This is a genomic window from Sulfoacidibacillus ferrooxidans (assembly GCF_022606465.1).
Classification (GTDB): Bacteria; Bacillota; Bacilli; order Alicyclobacillales; family SLC66; genus Sulfoacidibacillus; species Sulfoacidibacillus ferrooxidans.
Genome location: NZ_JALBUF010000020.1, coordinates 1 through 18,246, shown reverse-complemented (window position 1 = coordinate 18,246; position 18,246 = coordinate 1). Strand labels below are relative to the sequence as shown.

At 46.0% G+C, this 18,246-nt stretch carries 20 protein-coding genes; 19 read left to right on the top strand and 1 reads right to left on the bottom strand.

Going from position 1 to position 18,246, the window contains the following annotated elements; genetic code table 11:
• The first annotated feature begins 64 nt into the window (after positions 1 to 64).
• The 10 genes from MM817_RS14745 to vapC all read left to right on the top strand — a co-directional run bounded on the left by MM817_RS14745 (position 65) and on the right by vapC (position 8,367).
• Entirely contained in the window at positions 65 to 427 is a 363-nt protein-coding gene (locus tag MM817_RS14745) for a response regulator (RefSeq protein WP_241716158.1), read from the top strand.
• Positions 424 to 2,742 (top strand): chemotaxis protein CheA, encoded by a 2,319-nt coding sequence (locus MM817_RS14740; protein WP_241716528.1) that lies wholly within the window; start codon positions 424 to 426, stop codon positions 2,740 to 2,742. Before MM817_RS14745 ends, MM817_RS14740 begins: the two co-directional genes overlap by 4 nt.
• A gap of 62 nt (positions 2,743 to 2,804) precedes the next feature.
• Positions 2,805 to 3,734, top strand: a complete 930-nt coding sequence (locus MM817_RS17305; protein WP_336605190.1) for a globin-coupled sensor protein — start codon at positions 2,805 to 2,807, stop codon at positions 3,732 to 3,734.
• 55 nt (positions 3,735 to 3,789) lie between these two features.
• Entirely contained in the window at positions 3,790 to 4,155 is a 366-nt protein-coding gene (locus MM817_RS14725) for a chemotaxis protein CheW (RefSeq protein ID WP_241716526.1), read from the top strand.
• A gap of 83 nt (positions 4,156 to 4,238) precedes the next feature.
• Positions 4,239 to 5,087, top strand: coding sequence for a methyl-accepting chemotaxis protein (locus tag MM817_RS14720; protein ID WP_241716524.1), 849 nt, complete (start codon positions 4,239 to 4,241; stop codon positions 5,085 to 5,087).
• 95 nt (positions 5,088 to 5,182) lie between these two features.
• The gene (locus MM817_RS14715; RefSeq protein ID WP_241716522.1) at positions 5,183 to 5,653 is read left to right on the top strand and encodes a hypothetical protein; all 471 of its coding nucleotides are present in this window, start codon (positions 5,183 to 5,185) and stop codon (positions 5,651 to 5,653) included.
• On the top strand, positions 5,590 to 6,006 hold the full coding sequence (locus MM817_RS14710) for an RpnC/YadD family protein (RefSeq protein ID WP_241716520.1): 417 nt from the start codon (positions 5,590 to 5,592) through the stop codon (positions 6,004 to 6,006). Before MM817_RS14715 ends, MM817_RS14710 begins: the two co-directional genes overlap by 64 nt.
• 270 nt (positions 6,007 to 6,276) lie before the next feature.
• On the top strand, positions 6,277 to 7,512 hold the full coding sequence (locus tag MM817_RS14705; protein WP_241716518.1) for a S41 family peptidase: 1,236 nt from the start codon (positions 6,277 to 6,279) through the stop codon (positions 7,510 to 7,512).
• A gap of 223 nt (positions 7,513 to 7,735) precedes the next feature.
• The gene (vapB, locus tag MM817_RS14700; RefSeq protein WP_109431008.1) at positions 7,736 to 7,966 is read left to right on the top strand and encodes a type II toxin-antitoxin system antitoxin VapB; all 231 of its coding nucleotides are present in this window, start codon (positions 7,736 to 7,738) and stop codon (positions 7,964 to 7,966) included.
• Positions 7,966 to 8,367 carry a type II toxin-antitoxin system tRNA(fMet)-specific endonuclease VapC gene (gene vapC / locus MM817_RS14695; RefSeq protein WP_241716540.1) on the top strand — a complete coding sequence of 134 codons (402 nt, stop codon included), beginning with the start codon at positions 7,966 to 7,968 and terminating at the stop codon, positions 8,365 to 8,367. Before vapB ends, vapC begins: the two co-directional genes overlap by 1 nt.
• 189 nt (positions 8,368 to 8,556) lie before the next feature.
• Here the strand turns inward: vapC and MM817_RS14690 are convergent, their stop codons facing one another.
• A complete protein-coding gene (locus tag MM817_RS14690; protein ID WP_241716516.1) occupies positions 8,557 to 9,633 on the bottom strand; it encodes an ATP synthase beta subunit C-terminal domain-containing protein in 1,077 nt (358 codons plus the stop codon).
• A gap of 651 nt (positions 9,634 to 10,284) precedes the next feature.
• Between MM817_RS14690 and MM817_RS14685 the strand changes: the two genes are divergently transcribed.
• The 9 genes from MM817_RS14685 (at position 10,285) to MM817_RS14645 (ending at position 18,170) form a co-directional block, all read left to right on the top strand.
• Positions 10,285 to 10,878 carry a kinase gene (locus tag MM817_RS14685; protein WP_241716073.1) on the top strand — a complete coding sequence of 198 codons (594 nt, stop codon included), beginning with the start codon at positions 10,285 to 10,287 and terminating at the stop codon, positions 10,876 to 10,878.
• A 150-nt stretch (positions 10,879 to 11,028) separates the two neighbouring features.
• On the top strand, positions 11,029 to 11,613 hold the full coding sequence (locus MM817_RS14680; protein ID WP_241716513.1) for a GNAT family N-acetyltransferase: 585 nt from the start codon (positions 11,029 to 11,031) through the stop codon (positions 11,611 to 11,613).
• 297 nt (positions 11,614 to 11,910) lie between these two features.
• A complete protein-coding gene (locus tag MM817_RS14675; protein ID WP_241716511.1) occupies positions 11,911 to 12,321 on the top strand; it encodes a GNAT family N-acetyltransferase in 411 nt (136 codons plus the stop codon).
• Positions 12,322 to 12,431: 110 nt separating this feature from the next.
• Complete coding sequence (locus MM817_RS14670) at positions 12,432 to 13,079, top strand: RHS repeat-associated core domain-containing protein (RefSeq protein ID WP_336605189.1); 648 nt, start codon at positions 12,432 to 12,434, stop codon at positions 13,077 to 13,079.
• 51 nt (positions 13,080 to 13,130) lie between these two features.
• Positions 13,131 to 13,499, top strand: a complete 369-nt coding sequence (locus MM817_RS14665) for a hypothetical protein (RefSeq protein WP_241716507.1) — start codon at positions 13,131 to 13,133, stop codon at positions 13,497 to 13,499.
• Between the two features lie 562 nt (positions 13,500 to 14,061).
• The gene (locus tag MM817_RS14660) at positions 14,062 to 14,400 is read left to right on the top strand and encodes a nucleotidyltransferase domain-containing protein (protein WP_241716505.1); all 339 of its coding nucleotides are present in this window, start codon (positions 14,062 to 14,064) and stop codon (positions 14,398 to 14,400) included.
• Positions 14,360 to 14,731, top strand: a complete 372-nt coding sequence (locus MM817_RS14655; RefSeq protein ID WP_241716503.1) for a HEPN domain-containing protein — start codon at positions 14,360 to 14,362, stop codon at positions 14,729 to 14,731. The genes MM817_RS14660 and MM817_RS14655 overlap by 41 nt, the downstream gene beginning before the upstream one ends.
• Positions 14,732 to 15,474: 743 nt before the next feature.
• The gene (locus tag MM817_RS14650; protein ID WP_241716501.1) at positions 15,475 to 16,758 is read left to right on the top strand and encodes an MFS transporter; all 1,284 of its coding nucleotides are present in this window, start codon (positions 15,475 to 15,477) and stop codon (positions 16,756 to 16,758) included.
• 590 nt (positions 16,759 to 17,348) lie between these two features.
• Complete coding sequence (locus tag MM817_RS14645) at positions 17,349 to 18,170, top strand: reverse transcriptase N-terminal domain-containing protein (RefSeq protein WP_241716499.1); 822 nt, start codon at positions 17,349 to 17,351, stop codon at positions 18,168 to 18,170.
• Positions 18,171 to 18,246: the final 76 nt, after the last annotated feature.

The following is an 18,246-nucleotide window of genomic DNA, read 5'->3' as shown; positions in this document are numbered from 1 at the left end:
ATACGATTCTTAGGCATGAAGATTTTGTGAATATAGGATCAATCAGAGGGGTGGATATGTATCTATGGCACGAATTTTAGTGGTGGATGATGCTGCATTTATGCGCATGATGGTTAAAACAATGGTGGAAAAAGGAGGTCATCAAGTCGTTGCTGAGGCGCAAAATGGCGAAGAAGCCATTAGTCTATATCAACAGCATAAACCGGACCTAGTGACCATGGATATTACGATGCCTGAAATGGATGGTATTGAGGCTGTGAAAAGAATTAAGGGACAGGATGCACAGGCCAAGGTCATCATGTGCTCAGCCATGGGACAACAACAAATGGTGATCGAGGCGATTCAAGGTGGTGCCAGTGATTTTGTGGTGAAGCCTTTTCAGGAAACAAGATTGATTGAAGCGATTCAAAAGGTATTGGCAAAATGAATGAATATTTAACGATGTTTATTGACGAAACGCGCGAGCATCTACAAGCATGGTCGGATGGGATGTTGATTTTAGAAAAGCATGAAGACGCAGAGACCATCGCGACGATTTTCCGGGCGGCGCATACCATTAAAGGCATGGCCATGACCATGGGTTTTACGCGCATGGGAGAAGTGACACACAAGGCGGAGAATGTGCTCGATGATGTGCGTCAAGGAAAACGCCATGTAGATTCTGAGTTAGTGGATCTGTTATTTCATAGTCTGGATCAATTAGAAAGCTTACTTTCTGATGTGGAAGAGACCGGTCAAGAGAGTGCTGAGGCGATATCTGACGTCGTGGATCCGTTTACTAGCCTCGCACAAGTGCACACAGCTACGCAGGAGATTGCATCAACTACGGCTACAAGAGAAGAAGTAGAGATGGCTACGAATCAGCATGTGCCATCTGAGATGATTCAAGAGATCGCAAGACAAGCCATGGAATTAGGCAGTCGCGTGTATGAAATGCAGATCGGCTTTGCAACAGAATGCATCATGCCTATGGCTCGATTTGCCCAATTATTACAGCGGATTGATCAAAACGAGCTCTTGTTGACCATTCCTGATGCTACTGTTCTTGAAACAGGGGACTATGCCGGTGAAGTGACGCTTGTGTTGGCAACACAAGAGGATGTAGAGACACTCGGGGAGAGAATCGCAGATATCTCCGAAGTGGTCATCGTATCGCTTCGCGAGTGGCGCATGACAGATGGTGGACATGCAGAACACGGAGTGGAATTGCTGCCAAAGACAAGGGTAACCGATGACGATTACGTGGTCAAAGTAGTGGATCTTGCATTAAAACAAAACAAGCGTGTCTATGAGGTGGGTGTGCGTTTACATGAGGAGACTGTGCTAAAAAGTGCTCGCATGTACATGGTATTTGAAGCGATCGGTGGCCAAGATCAACTCCTCTATACACGACCTAGTATGCGCGAGATTGAAGAAGAAACGTTTTTGCGTGATGTCCTCTTTGTCATGTGGAGTACGGAGGGCGTTGAAGGAGTCAAACGCGCTGTAGAAGGGGTATCGGATATTGTACTGGTACAGTTGCGCGAATGGATGGTCGAAGATGGGAAGGCGCAGTCTGGGCCTAACTTAGTTCAGCCACCCATGAAGGAGCAAAAAGGAGAAAGTAAAGGAAAAAAAACAAATGCCACCGTGCGAGTGGATGTGGACAAGCTTGATTTATTGATGAATTTATTCTCTGAAATAGCCATTGATAAGACTCGTTTTGAGAGTTTAGCGACAGAATTCGGCGATGCGCGCCTTGTGGATACGGTGGCTCATATGAGTCGAGCGACAAACGATTTACAAGAATTGATCATGTCAATACGCATGATTCCAGTGGGCAGTGTATTTCAACGTTTCCCAAGAATGGTGCGCGATACCGCTCGTAGTTTACACAAAGAGATTGAGTTTATCATGAGTGGAGAAGAAACCGAGCTTGATCGCATGGTCGTCGAGGAACTAGCCGATCCCCTGATGCACTTGTTGAGAAACTCGTTAGATCATGGAATCGAAGAGGCGACGGTACGCCAGTCAACGGGCAAATCAACGAGTGGTCATATTTATTTGCGCGCCTATCCCATGGGGAATCGAGTGGTGATTGAGGTCGAGGATGATGGCCATGGGATCCAACGTGACCGTGTATTTCGCAAAGCAGTAGAGCGAGGGCTTGTATCGGCCAGTGATCCATTATCTGATGCACAGGTGTATCACTTGTTGTTCGCGTCTGGTTTTTCCACATCCGATCAGGTGTCAGATCTATCTGGTCGCGGTGTGGGTCTTGATGTAGTGAAGGCTAAGATCGAATCACTTTCAGGACGTGTGGACGTGGAGAGCGCAGAGGGCAAAGGAACGAAGTTTACGATTACACTACCTGTTACACTCGCTCTTTTACAGAGTATTATGGTGCGCATGGATGGGCATCCCTTTGCTGTGCCCTTAGCGACGATTGAGGAAATTCAAGAAGAACCGGAAGTCAAGCAGGTAGGTGGCGGACAGGAAGTCGTCGTATGGCGTGGCAAGGTTACTCCGCTTGTGCGAGTAAGGAATACGTTTATGCTCGATCCTGCACAGGAACGTGGCCATGTATTGTTTGTGGCGCGTGGGCGAGATCATATCGGGCTTGTGGTCGATGACGTGATTGGACAACAAGAAGTGGTTTTGAAGCCACTCCCAAAGGTCGTAAAAGATGTGAAGTATTACGCAGGAGCAACCATTCTAGGGGATGGACAGGTTGCTTTGGTGCTGGATCCAGGCGCTTTTTAGGCGGTTTGTATGGAATAAAAATGAGATGTTTAGTGAAAGGGTTTGAATGGTAGGTGGATATAGTGAAAGGGTTTCATGATGTAGTAGCACTCATAGGCATTCAAGAGGAAGATTTTCACGTATTAGCTGCACAACATGCATTTTTTGAACGCCATGCACAGGCTGTCGTAGACCGTTTTTATGACCGAGTATATGCTGTTCCAGAGTTGCGACACATCATCGATGACCATTCAACCCTTGAACGGTTAAAAACGGCGCAGAAACAGTTCTTTTTACAAATGGCAGAGTCCAATTCTATGGAGAGTGAACAAGAAGTGATGCGCATTGGCGAAATCCATTATCGTATTGGATTATCGCAGAGCTATGTGATCGCCTCCTTGCAAATTTATCAAAATTACATGTTTGAGTATGCACATGAAATGGATGATCCACGGGTTATCCCAGCATTTTCACGGCGACTGCGTTTGCGCGAATTACTGATGACCGAAGCATATGTACAGTACGTACAACGAATCCAACAAGAGGTAGGAGAAAAAGTGGTTGCTTCGACGGATGAATTAAAGGGAATTTCAGACCAACTATCGACCGCAACGATTCGCATCGCAGAACGGTTGCAAGATATTTTATCCGAGTCGTTGCAGGTGAAGTCAGATGCGGATGAATCAAGGACACTTGCAACTTATGTACAGGAGATAGCTGATCAGTCGAACTTACTTGGGTTAAACGCAGCCATTGAGGCTGCTCGCGCAGGAGATCAGGGACGAGGGTTTTCCGTTGTCGCAGATGAAATGCGCAAGATGGCCGAGCAAAGTAAAAAGTACGCAAAACAAATTCGCCAACAGTTGGTAGGCGTAAATCAGCGTATTGAAACGTTAAGTACAGCTATTGAAGAGATTGCGGCTGTGACACAGGAACACACAGCTAGTACAGAGGAGTTTGCGGCAGCATTTATGGAGCTACGCGAAGTAGCTCATGATCTTGCACGTAAGTAGAAGTAGGTACTTGCAAGTACAACTGATCGACTGATGGTGAGGATGGTGATAGGGAATGAAAGTCGTGATTTATCGTTTAGGTGATAGTCAATATGCAACACCTGTCGAAAAAATACAATCGATTGAACGCATGCTTCCGATTCGTCCTGTCCCTGGGGCAGCATCGCATATACTAGGTGTGGCCAATTTGCGTGGTAGCGTAATCGCGGTGAGCGATTTAAGGACCTTATTGCATATCGAAGAACAGGAATTGACTGCTGAATCGCGGTTGTTAATATCTGAAGGCAACGGGTATGTCGTGGATGAAGCACTAGATATCGAAGATTGTGCGCTTGATGCATGGGAAGTGGTAGGTGAACAAAGAGTGTGGCAACGTGAAGGGCAATTGATTGTGTGGCAAGACCTTGAAGTCAATGGATGAGTACACTATGAACAACCACGAAGCTAACGACTTCGTGGTTGTTTCAGTGACGAATGATAAAAATGGTCATTGGGGGTCATGTGATGAAAATACTAGATGCAGTAGTGACAGCTTCTGAAGCATATTATGACGTTTTAAAACACTTTGGGACCTATTATTTTGTTGCATGTGATGGAGAGAAGATTGTTGCAGCTCATTGGACTGAAAAATTTGATCTTCATGTTCGTGTGGGCGATCCATTGAATCCTCATTGGTTAATTGCTAAGGCCGTACATGAAACTACGACTCAAGAAACGATCGTCGATCAGGAACATACTACGTTAAATCAATCGTATGTAGGGAAGGCCATCCCCTTATTTCAGGATGGGGTTTGTGTGGGTGCACTGGGATACTATCTTTCAACAGAGCACGTAGAGAAACAGAACCATGTTGTTCATGAAGTTCATGAGTTAGTTCAATCTTTACAGACGATAAGCGATTCATTCATTGAAACATCTCAACACGTAAACACGATTCAAGAAGAAATCAATATAGGAATGGATGATTTCGCTACGCGGTTTTCACATATGCAAGATGCAAGTAGCACGATCCAAAATATTGCTGCACAAACGAATTTACTCGGTCTAAATGCAGCTATAGAGGCGGCTCGTGCAGGAGAACACGGGAGAGGATTTTCGGTTGTTGCAGATGAAGTAAGAAAGTTATCGAGTGAATCCAAAAAGTTTGCAAGTGATATTCATCATACCATTCAAGTGTTGAGTAGTTCTGTGAATCTCTTGCAAAGTAAAGCACAATCGATCTATCAGGTAGGTGAAGAACAAACCGCAAGTGCTGCTGAGATTCGAGATGTGGCTATGAAAGTTGAAGCGATAGCCAGTGAATTAAGGGGTCTCTTCTCCAATGGGGATGCCATAAATTCATCCACAAGGTGATGATATAGGAAAAAATTCAACCTTAGTTCGTATGTAGGTGTCAAATTGAAACACCCAACCAAGTACATCTCTTTTTCCAAGGAGACTGTACTTGGTTGGGTGAAACTATCGGAAAAAGACATCATACACAAAATATCCTACTGAAAAATCTTACACGCGCCCCTTATGATGCATTATCTACCTTGGAAATGGAAGGTGTGCATGTGGTGCAAGCACTCTCAACCGTATGTACCAAAATGGACATAAAACAAAGTTTTGCAGACGTGGTATTTGAAGTGGATGATGAGCGCATCTTGCACCTTGAATTCCAATCCAACAAAGAACCAAATCTGCATCGCTTATTGCGCTACGATAGCTTCTTTCATAAAACCTATACTGTACCTATTTGTACCATTGTTTTGTATACTTCTGGAGTGAATGATGCACCAGAACAAATGGATGCATGCACGATTCAGCATCAGGTAGAAAATGTATTTTTAAGCCACTTCGATGGTGGTCATTGTTGGATGAGATCGAACAACACAATCGACATGACGATTGGACCGACCAAGACCGGATGCGATTAGCCTTGGCTCTGCATATGCGGTATGAGCGAATGACGAAAGAGGAAGCGTTTGAACGTACTTTACGACTTATCCAAGCGATTCCTGATCCCCATGAACAGAGTCTGACAACGATTGTGATGCTTTGGATTAGTGGTCGGATGATGACGGAGGAACAAGAAAAACGATTGAAAGAGGCGTTGAAAATAACGAATATATTAAGAGAGATCATCCAAGAGGCTGAGGATGAGGGAATTAAAGCAGGCCGTGAGAAAGGACTTGAACAAGCCCGAATCGTACTGATTCAACGTATGCTTGTAAAAAAACTATCGCCAGAAGAGATCACAAACCTGACCGATATTCCACGAGGATATTAAGAAAATAGCAGAATCGATCCACTAATTAATAGCGGAATTAAACCGTCTACCATTGGGTAGGCGGTTTTTTTAAATGAAAGTGCTTATGGGAAAAGGTATATCTTCCAATTGAATACTGTGGTATATTCAAAAATATCTATGATCGGAAGATCGTCTTCTAACCTATAAGCACATCCGTTATTGCATAAGTATGCATGAGTAATGAAAAGCAGTAGTGTCGCTATTGGGCCGGAATGTTCAGCAAGAGTCATGAGCAGGAGTGAAGCTATCATGGGGTTCGTGAGAGATGAAATTCTGTCGTTAGAGAAGAGAGTGTTCATCATTTCAAAGACATACTCGTCTATATCGACATATTTTGCGCACTGGGAAGATTCCACATTCGAAAGCCGACAGTTGGATGAGGTCTATTATGAATATCTTCAGCGCGCCATCGCAACGGAAGGAAGATACGAGTTTGCCCTCATCATGCATGAGTTCATAGCAAGACTCAATAATGCGCATAGCAGGTACACGGATCGTAAGGTGTCCCGATCGATCTTACCCATTGGGTTTACTATGCGTTTGATTGACGGCGAGTGGGTAGTCCACCAAAGCCATACGCTAGACCTTTGCTTGGGTGATGTGGTTCAAACCATTCAAGGCGATTCAATTGAGACCTGGATTTCTCGCACCAATCCTTATGTTCGCGCGAAGAATGAAGTTGCACGGCAATCGGAGTTTCAGACGTTAATTTCGTGGTTCCTTAAAGAAAACATTTTAGAAGTCACTGTATTGGATGCCTCGGGAGAACCCAGACTCGTCTATATTGACCGTACGACGCTACCTATAGGATATTCATTCGAAACACAAGGCCACTTCATCAAGGAATTAGACGCTGGCTACATTTCTGTTCCTAGTTTTAACGCACCGCAATTCGAAGAACGTGCTCTCGATTTCTACGAACAGTACCAAAATTCGACGTCAATAATCGTCGACGTTCGCGGTAACGCTGGCGGCGTCACACCGATTTATTTGATGCAAAGACTTCTTAACGTTCCTTGGCGCTGGTGGACAGAGCGTTCCCGCCACGCCGATTGGATGTTCGAGCGACACGGGACATCTGGATGCCGTCAGTTGGCGGTAGATGGTTCATATATAGAATTTGTAAGACATGTGGAGATGCCGGTACCCGGTGCATTCGAAGGAAACGTGATCGTACTGACGGACCGATACACACACTCAGCGGCCGAAGATTTTACTATGGCATTGAAGATGAATGATAGGGCCGTTGTGATTGGTGAGCAAACCGCTGGTTCAACAGGAATGCCCTACATGTATTCATTTGACGATGATATTCAGGTCGCCATCGGGTCCATACGTTGCTACTTGCCGGGAGGGATTCCGTTTGAAGGCATCGGTATCAAGCCTGACATGGCTGTTGCGAAAACGAAGAGAGATTACATAGAACAGCGTGATCCGATTTATGATGCAGCATTGAAGTTTATTCGAACCAAGCAAGATTATTGAGAACGTAGTCGATCTGTCTCGCCTCTTGCATTTACGGGGGCGCAAATTCAGGAGTCATTAGCGCTCGCCTGTTGTATGATTATACGGTGGTGTACACTTTCGGAATCTTGCGCAATTGGGCCGTAATCTTGAGGAAGACAATGTATTAAATGATAGAATGTTTCCATGTTTAATTCGTTCCTTAATTGATGTATACTTGATATATATCATTGGAGGTGGTTTTATGGAGCGAGCAAAGATTTTTCAGTCAGGGCGTAGCCAGGCGGTTCGTTTGCCCAAAGAATTTCGATTTAATGGTTCAGAGGTTTTTGTAAAGCGCGTCGGTAACGCAGTGGTCTTATTACCCATGGACGACGCGTGGGACTCGTTAGCGCAATCACTGGACTTATTTTCAGATGATTTTATGGTCGAGCGTGAGCAACCAGCGGAGCAACAACGAGAGGAACCATTTTGATGCTTTACATGCTGGACACCAACATCTGTATATATCTCATCAAAAGACGGTCGGATGAATTATTAGAGCGAATGCGTGTGTTCCGTACGGGCGAGATTGTCGTATCCGTGGTAACAGTGGCAGAGTTACAGTATGGCGTTTCAAAGAGTGAGAATAAAGAGAGAAATCAGGCCGCGCTAGAGTCATTCCTCTTGCCACTTGAAATTGCAAACTTCTCATTTGAAGAGACCGTAGTTTACGGAAACGTACGTGCTGAACTAGAAAGACGTGGTCAGACTATTGGTCCGCTCGACACGATGATTGCCGCACACGCATTGTCACTCGATGTTCCGCTTGTTACAAACAACACGAGAGAGTTTGAACGGGTCAAAGGATTGCGCGTCGAAGACTGGACTAAATGAGGTTGATAGTTGACACATCCTATTGGATGATGTATGAAAATGCACAGCCAAATTTGTATTACTATTCTGTTATTGGGCAGGTATGAGCAATAAGACTGTTTGCGTTCGCTGGATAAAACTAATAAATCCACCCCAGAGTCGTTTACAACAGACTCCAGGGTGGACCTATTTGATACTTGAATTAGATAATCAGAAATTAAGTTCACCAAGGTATAGAAATTGTTCAACTGTGTGCTCATCCACCACACCATCTAAAATCCTGCGGGTATCGTTAAGTGTATCATCCAGTGAAACAGAGATTCCAAGACGTTTTGTAAATGGTTCAGCCACATAAAATGGCTGTGACAAATAAGCCTCCAAGCGTTCTCCACGATGGTACGTAGTTTTATCTGAGTCAGATAGCCGCTCTATCCCCCACGCAGATACCAAAGCACGTAATTCTTTGTAACGTCGGAGCAATTTTCTCGCACGTTGTTGAATTGTTATATGCGTTAATTCCAATTGTGCTCCCTCAAGAAGAGAGGATGTGGACGTTATAGGATCGACAGCAGGGTAGAGGCTTCGGGTAACCAAGTTGATATCAAAATTAAGCAAAGTATCGAGTGGTCCGTATGGTGTGTCTTCATCGACAGCATCGCCGCTAATATCCACCAAGAGCGTCGTAATGGGTCTTGCCCCTGCATCCATCAATTTTTCCTTGAGCGTCCACAATCCTCCTGACAGGACTGTCCGTCTGTCTGCGGCAAGAATAATTTCCTTATCGTGTCGGTGGCTATCGATCAGTTCATATGTTTGGTCAAGAGTTGTTGCGGTCAATTGTGCATGATCCATAACGAATTTAATACCTTTGTGAATGTCATCATCGCCTAGTTCTTCAGCAGTAAATGGTGACCAGAATACCGTTACATAGTTCCGCTGACTAAATCGATGAAATAACTCTTGAACTAGTACCAACTGCCCCATGTTGCTACGTGCAACCAAACCGACAGTACCGCCTCGAACTAAAGGTGCGAAGAGGTCTAAAACCTTAATACCAGATTCCATCATAGTAATTCCTCCCCCTCTAATAACCAATTCATCTAAAGTGCAACCAGCTAGTGTTGCTAAAGTGACCAAGGTACGAACTTCAGCTTTTGCTAACGATATTTTTCCAGTACACAAATTTGAGACAGTCGCAGGACGGAGCCCAGATGCTTTGGCGACTGTCGTCAGGTTCGGAACACGACGGCGTAGAAGTGGTACGTTTAATCGAATATCGTCATCCATTTTCCCGCCACCTTCGACTTATTTCTCTTTACTGTAATTATAATTACTCTATAAGTCAATAAAATGTTACTTTAAACAGTAAAAATATTTACCAACAGTTGATGTATCAGAAAGTCATGCGAACTCGATTCAACGTTTACCTTGATGATTATCTGTTAAACTGGGTCTCTAACTATAGGAGGGTAGATATTGCGCTTAAGGGTTGCGACTTGAAAGTCGTCGGTCATCATGTGGTGAAAATCCACCCGTCCAGGACTGCGGACGCGAACCTACCGTGACGTGGGGCAGCAGTAATGCAGCTTTGCGATAGCTCACGGGACCATGTAGCCGTGCCAGATAGAGTGAATTCGGGCCGGAGCTAGGTGTAGAGTGCATGGTGAACACCAGTGAATCCCATCCATATAAATCGCGTCACGACAAACAATTGAAACACTATGACACGCTTGAGCCAAAAGGCAAGTGGCCGGAATGATGGAATGAACGTTGTGTAACTTGAGTTCATAACAACGGGCGCTGATCTCGAAGAAGGATTCGCTTACGTCGATGCATAAATATATAGCAAGGGATTTCTTGGGTTATGTCGCTCTTGGGGCGTAGTCTGCAATAACGGTTCTTTCAAATTAATTGAGTTTCCGCATATGGGGTGGAGCTGTGACAGGGAATTATGACAAGTTAGTTAGCGTCATTCTGGAGCGGTATTGCGGTGAACGGCTCATCATCGGTGTCGATGGGTTGAGTCGAGCTGGCAAAACCACTGTTGTGAGTTTATTGCAGCAAGGTATAATCGAGACGGGGCAAGATGTTTGCGTCTTCCATATTGACGATCATATTGTGGAACGCAAGAAGCGATATGACACGGGATTTTCCCAGTGGCAGGAGTATTACAATTTTCAATGGGATGTCGGGTATTTGAGGCAGAATTTGTTTGGCAAATTACGAGACGCATTAGAAATAGATCTCCCGTTTTACGACTCTGAACGTGACGAAATAACCATGAGAATGGTTGTAATACCAAGCGATTGCATCGTGATCATGGAAGGTGTATTTCTTCAACGTGAAGAGTGGCGGCAGTTCTTTGATTTCGTTGTGTATCTGGATTGTAAAAGAGAAACACGTTTCCAACGTGAATCGGCACGCACCAGGGAACAAATTGAGAAGTTTAAAACAAGGTATTGGAAAGCGGAGGACCACTATTTAGAGACAGTAAGTCCGTTGTCCACTGCGGACATGATTATTAGTTCTTGATACATTTGAGCGAGACCCGAATAAGGCATGATCGAGCCTTAATTGCATGAATATTCATTTAATAAGTACCGCTACTTATTGAACATCTGGGCCGAAGCGTCCAATACCATTTATCCAGTTATAAGTAAAAGACCATAAGGAGTTGATAAATTGGAGATCAGACCGATCGAGTTATTGGGACAAAGAGTTAAAATTCTTCCTATGGAAACTAAGCACACCGAAGAACTGTTTGCGGCGGGTAGTAGTCTCGATATATGGACGTATATGCCAATGGTGGTGCAAACGTTCGGCGATATGGAACGACTTGTAAACGACGCATTAAAAGAACGAGAACAAGGGACTCAGTTTCCGTTCGTAATTTTTGATAAGGACGCCAGCAAGCTTGTTGGAAGCACTCGCTTTCTGGATATATCCGCCACGAATAGAAGCCTCGAAATAGGCTGGACGTGGCTGTCTCCAAGCGTTTGGAGAACAAAAGTGAATACAGAATGTAAATATCTGTTGTTCAAACACTGCTTTGAAACACTTGGCACAATCCGTGTTCAGCTAAAAACAGATTCTCGTAATCTTCGTTCACAAAAGGCTATTGAAAGGCTAGGTGGCGTCAAGGAAGGAGTCATTCGTAATCATCGGATTTTAAGCGATGGTTACCGTAGGCATTCTGTTTACTATAGCGTAATCGACGAAGAGTGGTTAGGGGTCAAAGAAAAACTGGAAGGTTTCTTGAACGAATGAAGTCACACCACCCGAGTTAAACGTCACAAAGATGGGACCTGTGCCATATAGGGCATGCCCTCATTATTGCGCACAAGGGCGTGAAGCTGCGAGAGTCCCTATCGCTCGACTGGTGTATTATCACACGAAGCGCAAGCACTGTAGGTCTTACGCATTCGGGGGCGAAAATTCGGTAGCCGTCACTCCAGCACTTGTGTATGATTATGAAAGGATATCTGGGTCAGCGATCTTGAGAATAAGGGCAGCTTTGTTGAAGAACAACTCGGGGTTAGTCGGTGAAAAAAGGGGGGAGGAAATTTGAAGATTGTTTATGCAACGGAGTCGGATTATGAATACATACGAGACCGAGACCATCACATTTTGGAGAGCTTGATCTCAACAAAAATAAAGCAAAAAGAGATTTTCATACTGCGAAACGCAGACGATAGTCGCATCGGATGGTTGAGGTATGGGTACTTCTGGGACAATACACCATTCATGAACATGATTCGGATTAACGAGAAACATCGAGGAAACGGCGTTGGGAAGCAAGTAGTTCTGTTCTGGGAAAATGACATGAAACAGAAAGGTTTCGACCTCGTGATGACATCAACATTGTCGAATGAAGACGCTCAGCACTTCTATAGAAAGTTAGGATATCGAGACGCAGGTTGTTTGTTGCTGCGGAACGAGCCGTTGGAGATACTTTTCACTAAAGCGTTGCTGTAATTCACTTTCCTCTGTCGCATAAGGGAGCTGATCTCGAAAAAGGATTTGCTCCCTGCCATACATAAATATACGGTGAGGGATTTTCTGGGCTCTGTCGTTAGCGGGCCGGAGTGCGACATAAGATACGCCTACCGTTCACGTACCGGGGCTATATGTATGACTCGCAGACGGGGTTATACTACCTGAATGCACGGTACTACAACCCGACGACGGGGCGGTTTTTGTCGGAAGATCCAGTTGGGCCGAATGCATCCAATCCCTTTAGCTACAGCGAGTATGCGTACGCGGAGAATAACCCGGTGAATCGGGTGGACCCGAGTGGGCAGTTCTCATGGCGATGGATTGGAAATTTCCCAAGATACATCGCGCCACCATCATGGGTTTATTCCGATTTTTTCGCCGCAAACCCTGAGTTCAGTGCCCTGGAGGAAGCGGAGCTTGCGGCGTGGCTTGAGGGTACGGGGAACGCTTCCCGGATGACTATGAATTTGCAACGGTTTGCCCAAGATAGCAATAAGCTGAACCACATATTCGGAAAGTCCGAGCACAACCTCGAAGAGTTTCTACAGGGGTATGAAGGGAATCAGGTACGGGCATACAACGCATTAGAAAATGCCACTCAGGAATACGTTGAACGCAATGGTATCAAGGGCGTATTCGAGGAATCCATTGATGTAAATGGAACAAGGATAACCGTGCGAGGGAACGTGGTCGATGGAACAGCTAAGATTGGAACCGCGTTTATTCCAAATAGGTAGGAGTGAATTACTCTGGGAAGAATCGAGTTCTCAATTTTTGAAAAAGAAGCGATGAATAAATTATTGGATGGTGATGATGAAACACTTGCCAAGTTGAGAAAACAGTTCGGAGCCTCAGCTGTTCGTTCAAGGGACCTTACTGGAGCCGGATTCTACACGCACTTTGAGTTGAATGATGAATCCTTGCGATTAGTTGGGAGGCCCTCATTTCACTTTGGTGACGTGATTGCGAACAAGGGTGATGGGGACGATTTGCTGGGGTTTGTGCTGTTTGTAAAGGACGGTTTTCTGGATTATCTGGAGGGTTACACATTTGGCATCGAGCAGTGGCCGGAGGACCTGGCCAATTATCATTTGACTTATTCAAATGGCGAGAATAGAGATATAGTAAAGCTAAGGACTAAGTGGAAGGATCAGTAACGCGAATTTCAGGTGGTGTAACCGACAAGAGCCAACCTGTGAAATATTAGGTGGCTCTTGTCTTCACTCGGTCATTCGATTTCTTCATTTGAGGGAGCTGTTTTGGCTATACATCAGTTGAACCACTTCGATCGTTTCAACGAGAGCCACCACATTTCCAGCAAAATTACTGGCCAAACTAGAATGGTATGTAGATGTGAGACCACTTAACACGGTACTTTTCTAAGATGCACTTTCATCGATCAGCGGCGGGAGTCAGCACTGATTGGCACACGACGAGGACTGACTGAACGTCATCTAGGATTAGCCTGTCAAGGCACACCGCTCCATGTGTAAATGATCCGAACTGATATTGCTCTTGACCAACTCTACATTCTTGTACCCACAGAGTGCCCGTAAGATTCCGCCGATCTCAATAAGGGAAGGGACAGCGAACTATCGACCCACGTTTGAAGTTGGTCGCGTGAGCCTGATTACATTTATCAGTTCTCTAAGGTACAATAGAACCGTATCATGCATACAAAACCCAAGGCGATTTTCGGATATACGAGGGGGTGATGGGATGTCTACTGATGAGCAGCAGGTCATTGAAAAGGTTGTTTGTCAATTGGTGGAGACACTTCCCATAGAACGAATTATTCTCTTCGGTTCACGTGCTCGAGGAGATGCTGGCATAGATAGTGATTACGACTTCTTAGTGATTATGGATAGTGACATTAAACCCTCAAGGCGTGGACTTATGGCTCGACAAAAAGGATTAGTCCCTGGAGTCCCTATGGACTTTATGGTGCGAACGCCTGAAGAATGGGACCGTGGATTTCCGCTGAAAAAGGAGATTACTTCTGAAGGGAAGATCGTGTTTGAAAGAGGAGACCAAAGCTTGGCTCGCAAAGACGCATGACGATATGGCTGCAGCTCACGTGCTGTTTGATGCGGGCTTGACTGACGGAGCGTGTTTCCACAGTCAACAGGCGGCAGAGAAGTGTTTGAAAGCGCTGCTCGAAGAACAAGGGCAACACGTCCCGCGTACGCATGATCTTGATGCCCTAATTGAACGAATCAGCAACTTTGTGGCCGTCTCTGACAAGGTTAGGGAAGCTGCGACATTTCTTAGTAGCTTCGGTGTAGAAGTTCGTTATCCAGGTACAGACAGCGATTTAGAGGATGCCAGGGAATCACTTCAAATGGCAAATAGAATCGTGAATTGGATTACTTCATATTTTGGTGAGTGAGCTGAGACCATTGAGACAGACCCGGCATGCGCTGGCGCGCCGCCAACAACGAATGAAAACACAGCTGCGTCGAAGTTAGTCTCCGTGGCTAGCGTCAGGAGGTCCGACATTAAGAGCATCACAGGCAGGCGTAAGTGCGCGCGCAGTCGTAGTGCCGTCTCTACGCCTGCTTGTGCTGTACACACTATTCTACTCATGGTGCTGTCGATCGAAGTGAAGCCGACGCGTCTCGGACAGGGGTTCCAGATATAGTCTTCGCCTCCACCATGCAAACCCACGAACTCACCCTTGGTGGCAGGATCCCAGTCCCCGTGTGGGGGGCTGGGATCTTCGTTGTGCTGACGGATGTAGATCGTGTTGTGGAAGTGTGCTGTTAGGCTATAGGGGTGGACACGACGAACTGAGAATGTAAAATAAAATCATTCGAGGTGATGATCGTGCCAAAACCCTTTGATCGAGATTTTACTGTTTGGGATAGGAGTCTCCAGTATTGGGGACTTTGTTTATCTCATCGCAATCAACGTTCTTGTATGACACGTCTGAAAATGTGTTTGTGACTCATCGATGGTGCTACGAACAATATAGTGCCTCGAAGAACCTTGCTTAGATGACGACTGCAGGATGGCTTGAGCCGTAAAACGGGAAACTGTCACGTACGGTTCTGAAGGGGCGAGGGCATCGCAAGGTGCCTGAGCTACCCTACCAGTAATCCTGAACAACGATTGTGAATTCGAGGTGAATGAATGGCTTTGGGAGAGAAACAATTCCGAACTAACATTTGGACAGGTATATTTGTATCTGGAGTTGGCATTTCTGCTATAGGGGATTTCATCTATCTCGTCACCATAAACGTATTTGTTCTCGACCAAACACACTCTGCATCGGCTGTTGCAGGTCTGTGGGTTGTGTCCAGGATTGCGGCGTTAATTGTAGGACCTTGGGTTGTGTCCAGGATTGCGGCGTTAATTGTAGGACCTTGGGTTGGAAGCATAACGGATCGATTCTCCCGTAGGAAGCAACTGGTTGGCGTTGAGCTTACCCGTGCGGTGCTGATTGGTGTTTTGCCACTCCTGCCACACTTGGCTTCTATTTACGCAAATCTATTTCTACTTGGAGTTTGCAGTACATTTTTCGGTAGTCTGTTTCTTCCTTATCAGACATTGCTTGTTCCCGAGGAGTTCCGAAAAAGAGTAAATTCGATTGTCAGTACCTTACGGTACAGTGCTTTTCTGACGGGACCTGCCATTGCAGGGGTGCTCTTGATCCATGGCAATCCTTCCATCCCTTTATGGTTGGATTCGGTTAGTTTCTTGGCTTCTGCAATGTCGTTCATCTTGTTGCCTGAATTGGGCACGCCACAAGCATCCACGGAAAGAAAGCATCCTTGGCGTACTGTGTTCAAGGATTGGCAAACTGCATTTCAATTTCTCAGTGAGAACCGACTGTTTACCGTCCTATTCAGTTTGAACGCACTCATCGGCATCTTTGCACTCACGGCAGACACGGAAGAGGTTGTCTTTGCTCGGCAAGCCTTGCACCTTGGGCAACTTGGTTACGGCATGATGGTCACTTCCGCAGGAATTGGATTTGTGTCTGGTTCTCTGTTGTTATCGGTCATATCTAATCGGCTTAGTACCACATGGCTCCTGGGTATCGGAACTTTGTTGAGTGCCGTTGGATATCTACTCTATTCTTTGGCACATTCCTTCTGGGCGGCTGTTATCGGACTAATCATCTTGGGGTTGTTTGGTTCAAGTGCGAGCGTGGGATTTACCACATACACACAAAAAGTAATGCCAGTATCACATATGGGGAGAATCAACAGCGTAGTCGGTCCACCTCAACAATTGCTAAACATCGTGTTTATACTGCTAGGTGGTTTCGTGGCGACTTGGTTGGGAGTACGTAGCTTAATGGTAGGAATGACAACGTTGATGAGCCTGGCGGCACTAATCATAGTATTTCTTGCATTTTTGCCGAGTAATCAGCCACAAATGAACGATTCTGCATCGAACCATGCTTCTTGAACATAAGGGTTGCGACTTGAAAGTCGTCGGTAATCATGCGGTGCAAATCCGCCCGTCCAGGACTGCGGACGCGAACCTACCGTGACGTGGGACAGTGGTAACGCGGTCTTGCGATAGCTCACGGAACAATGTAGCCGCGCCAGATAGGGTGAATTCTGGCCGGAGCTAGGTTGAGAAGTGCATGGTGAACACCAGTGAACCCCATATAAACCGCGTCATTCAAGACAAGCGAAACACCATGATACGCTTGTGCCAAAAGGCAAATAGCCGGAATCGTCACTCCCGTTTTGGCGATTCGCAGTTCCAAGCGCTACCGCGGGACTCGGGGCACCTAACCACTTCACAAGATGGATTATTGACGGAACAAGGTAAGCCCCATGGGGTCTGTCCTGTATGGACAGTAAGCGGAACGTGAGTGACGCCGAATTCCCTAGGGGGTAAAGGAGCGGGCAAAAAGCGAAGGCTGCCTTGTAATGAGACAGATAGGGACGGCAGAGACGCCAATCATGTCCTGACGCGAAAGCGTGCAGACTTGCCCAAGGTCATCCAGCCGGGAATCCTGCAGCATGAGACGAAAGGAGTGGCCTGTTATGAACCGAAAAGCCGTCTCTCAAGACGAGTCAACAGGCCACATTCGTAAGAACCCCCGGAAAATTCACGAAGACGCAATCATGCAAGCATGGGTGGAAGCTCAAATAGTGGATACCAGTGAGCGTGCAGACGAGTGGATTGACTGGAAGGAAATCGAACGCCACGTTCTCAGGTTACAGCGACAACTGGCCCACGCAGTTGAACACAACAATCGTAAGGCTGTGCGTTACTACAAGGGGCTCATCCGTACCAGCCACCACACCAAACTTCTGGCCATTCGGCATGTGACACAAGAAAACCGGGGACGCCGTACACCGGGAGTAGACGGAAAGACCTACGCCACGCCAGAGAAGAGACTCGTCAATCTCCAGAGTCGCCCCCTACCCGTTCGGCGGGTGTATATCGCCAAGAAAAACGGAAAACTCAGGCCGCTCGGTATTCCAACGACTCATGATCGCGTGTGTCAGGCCATTCATAAAGTGGCCATGGAACCAGAATGGGACATTCAGTTTGCGCCCAACACGTACGGATTCCGTCCACAAAGATCAACGTGGGATGCCATAAGTCAAGTCTTCGCGAACCTCTGCAAGTCAGGTTCTGCCCAGTGGGTCATCGAAGGGGACATACGTGGCTATTTTGACAACGTCGACCATGCGAAGCTCTTGGCCAAATTGGCCCCGGAGGACCGCGTATATGTCCGGCGTATGTTGAAAGCCCCCGTCCTCGACCCCGAAGAAGGCCTGTTAGCAAGTACGCGGGGCACTCCGCAGGGGAGACCTCTGAAAAAGTGGGGTATAATCAATATTTTTTATCGAATGTAACTCTATTTGATCACTTTTGAGACTATAAGCTTGATCACAGATGCATATTCTATTCATTTTTTTATCATGAAGTAAC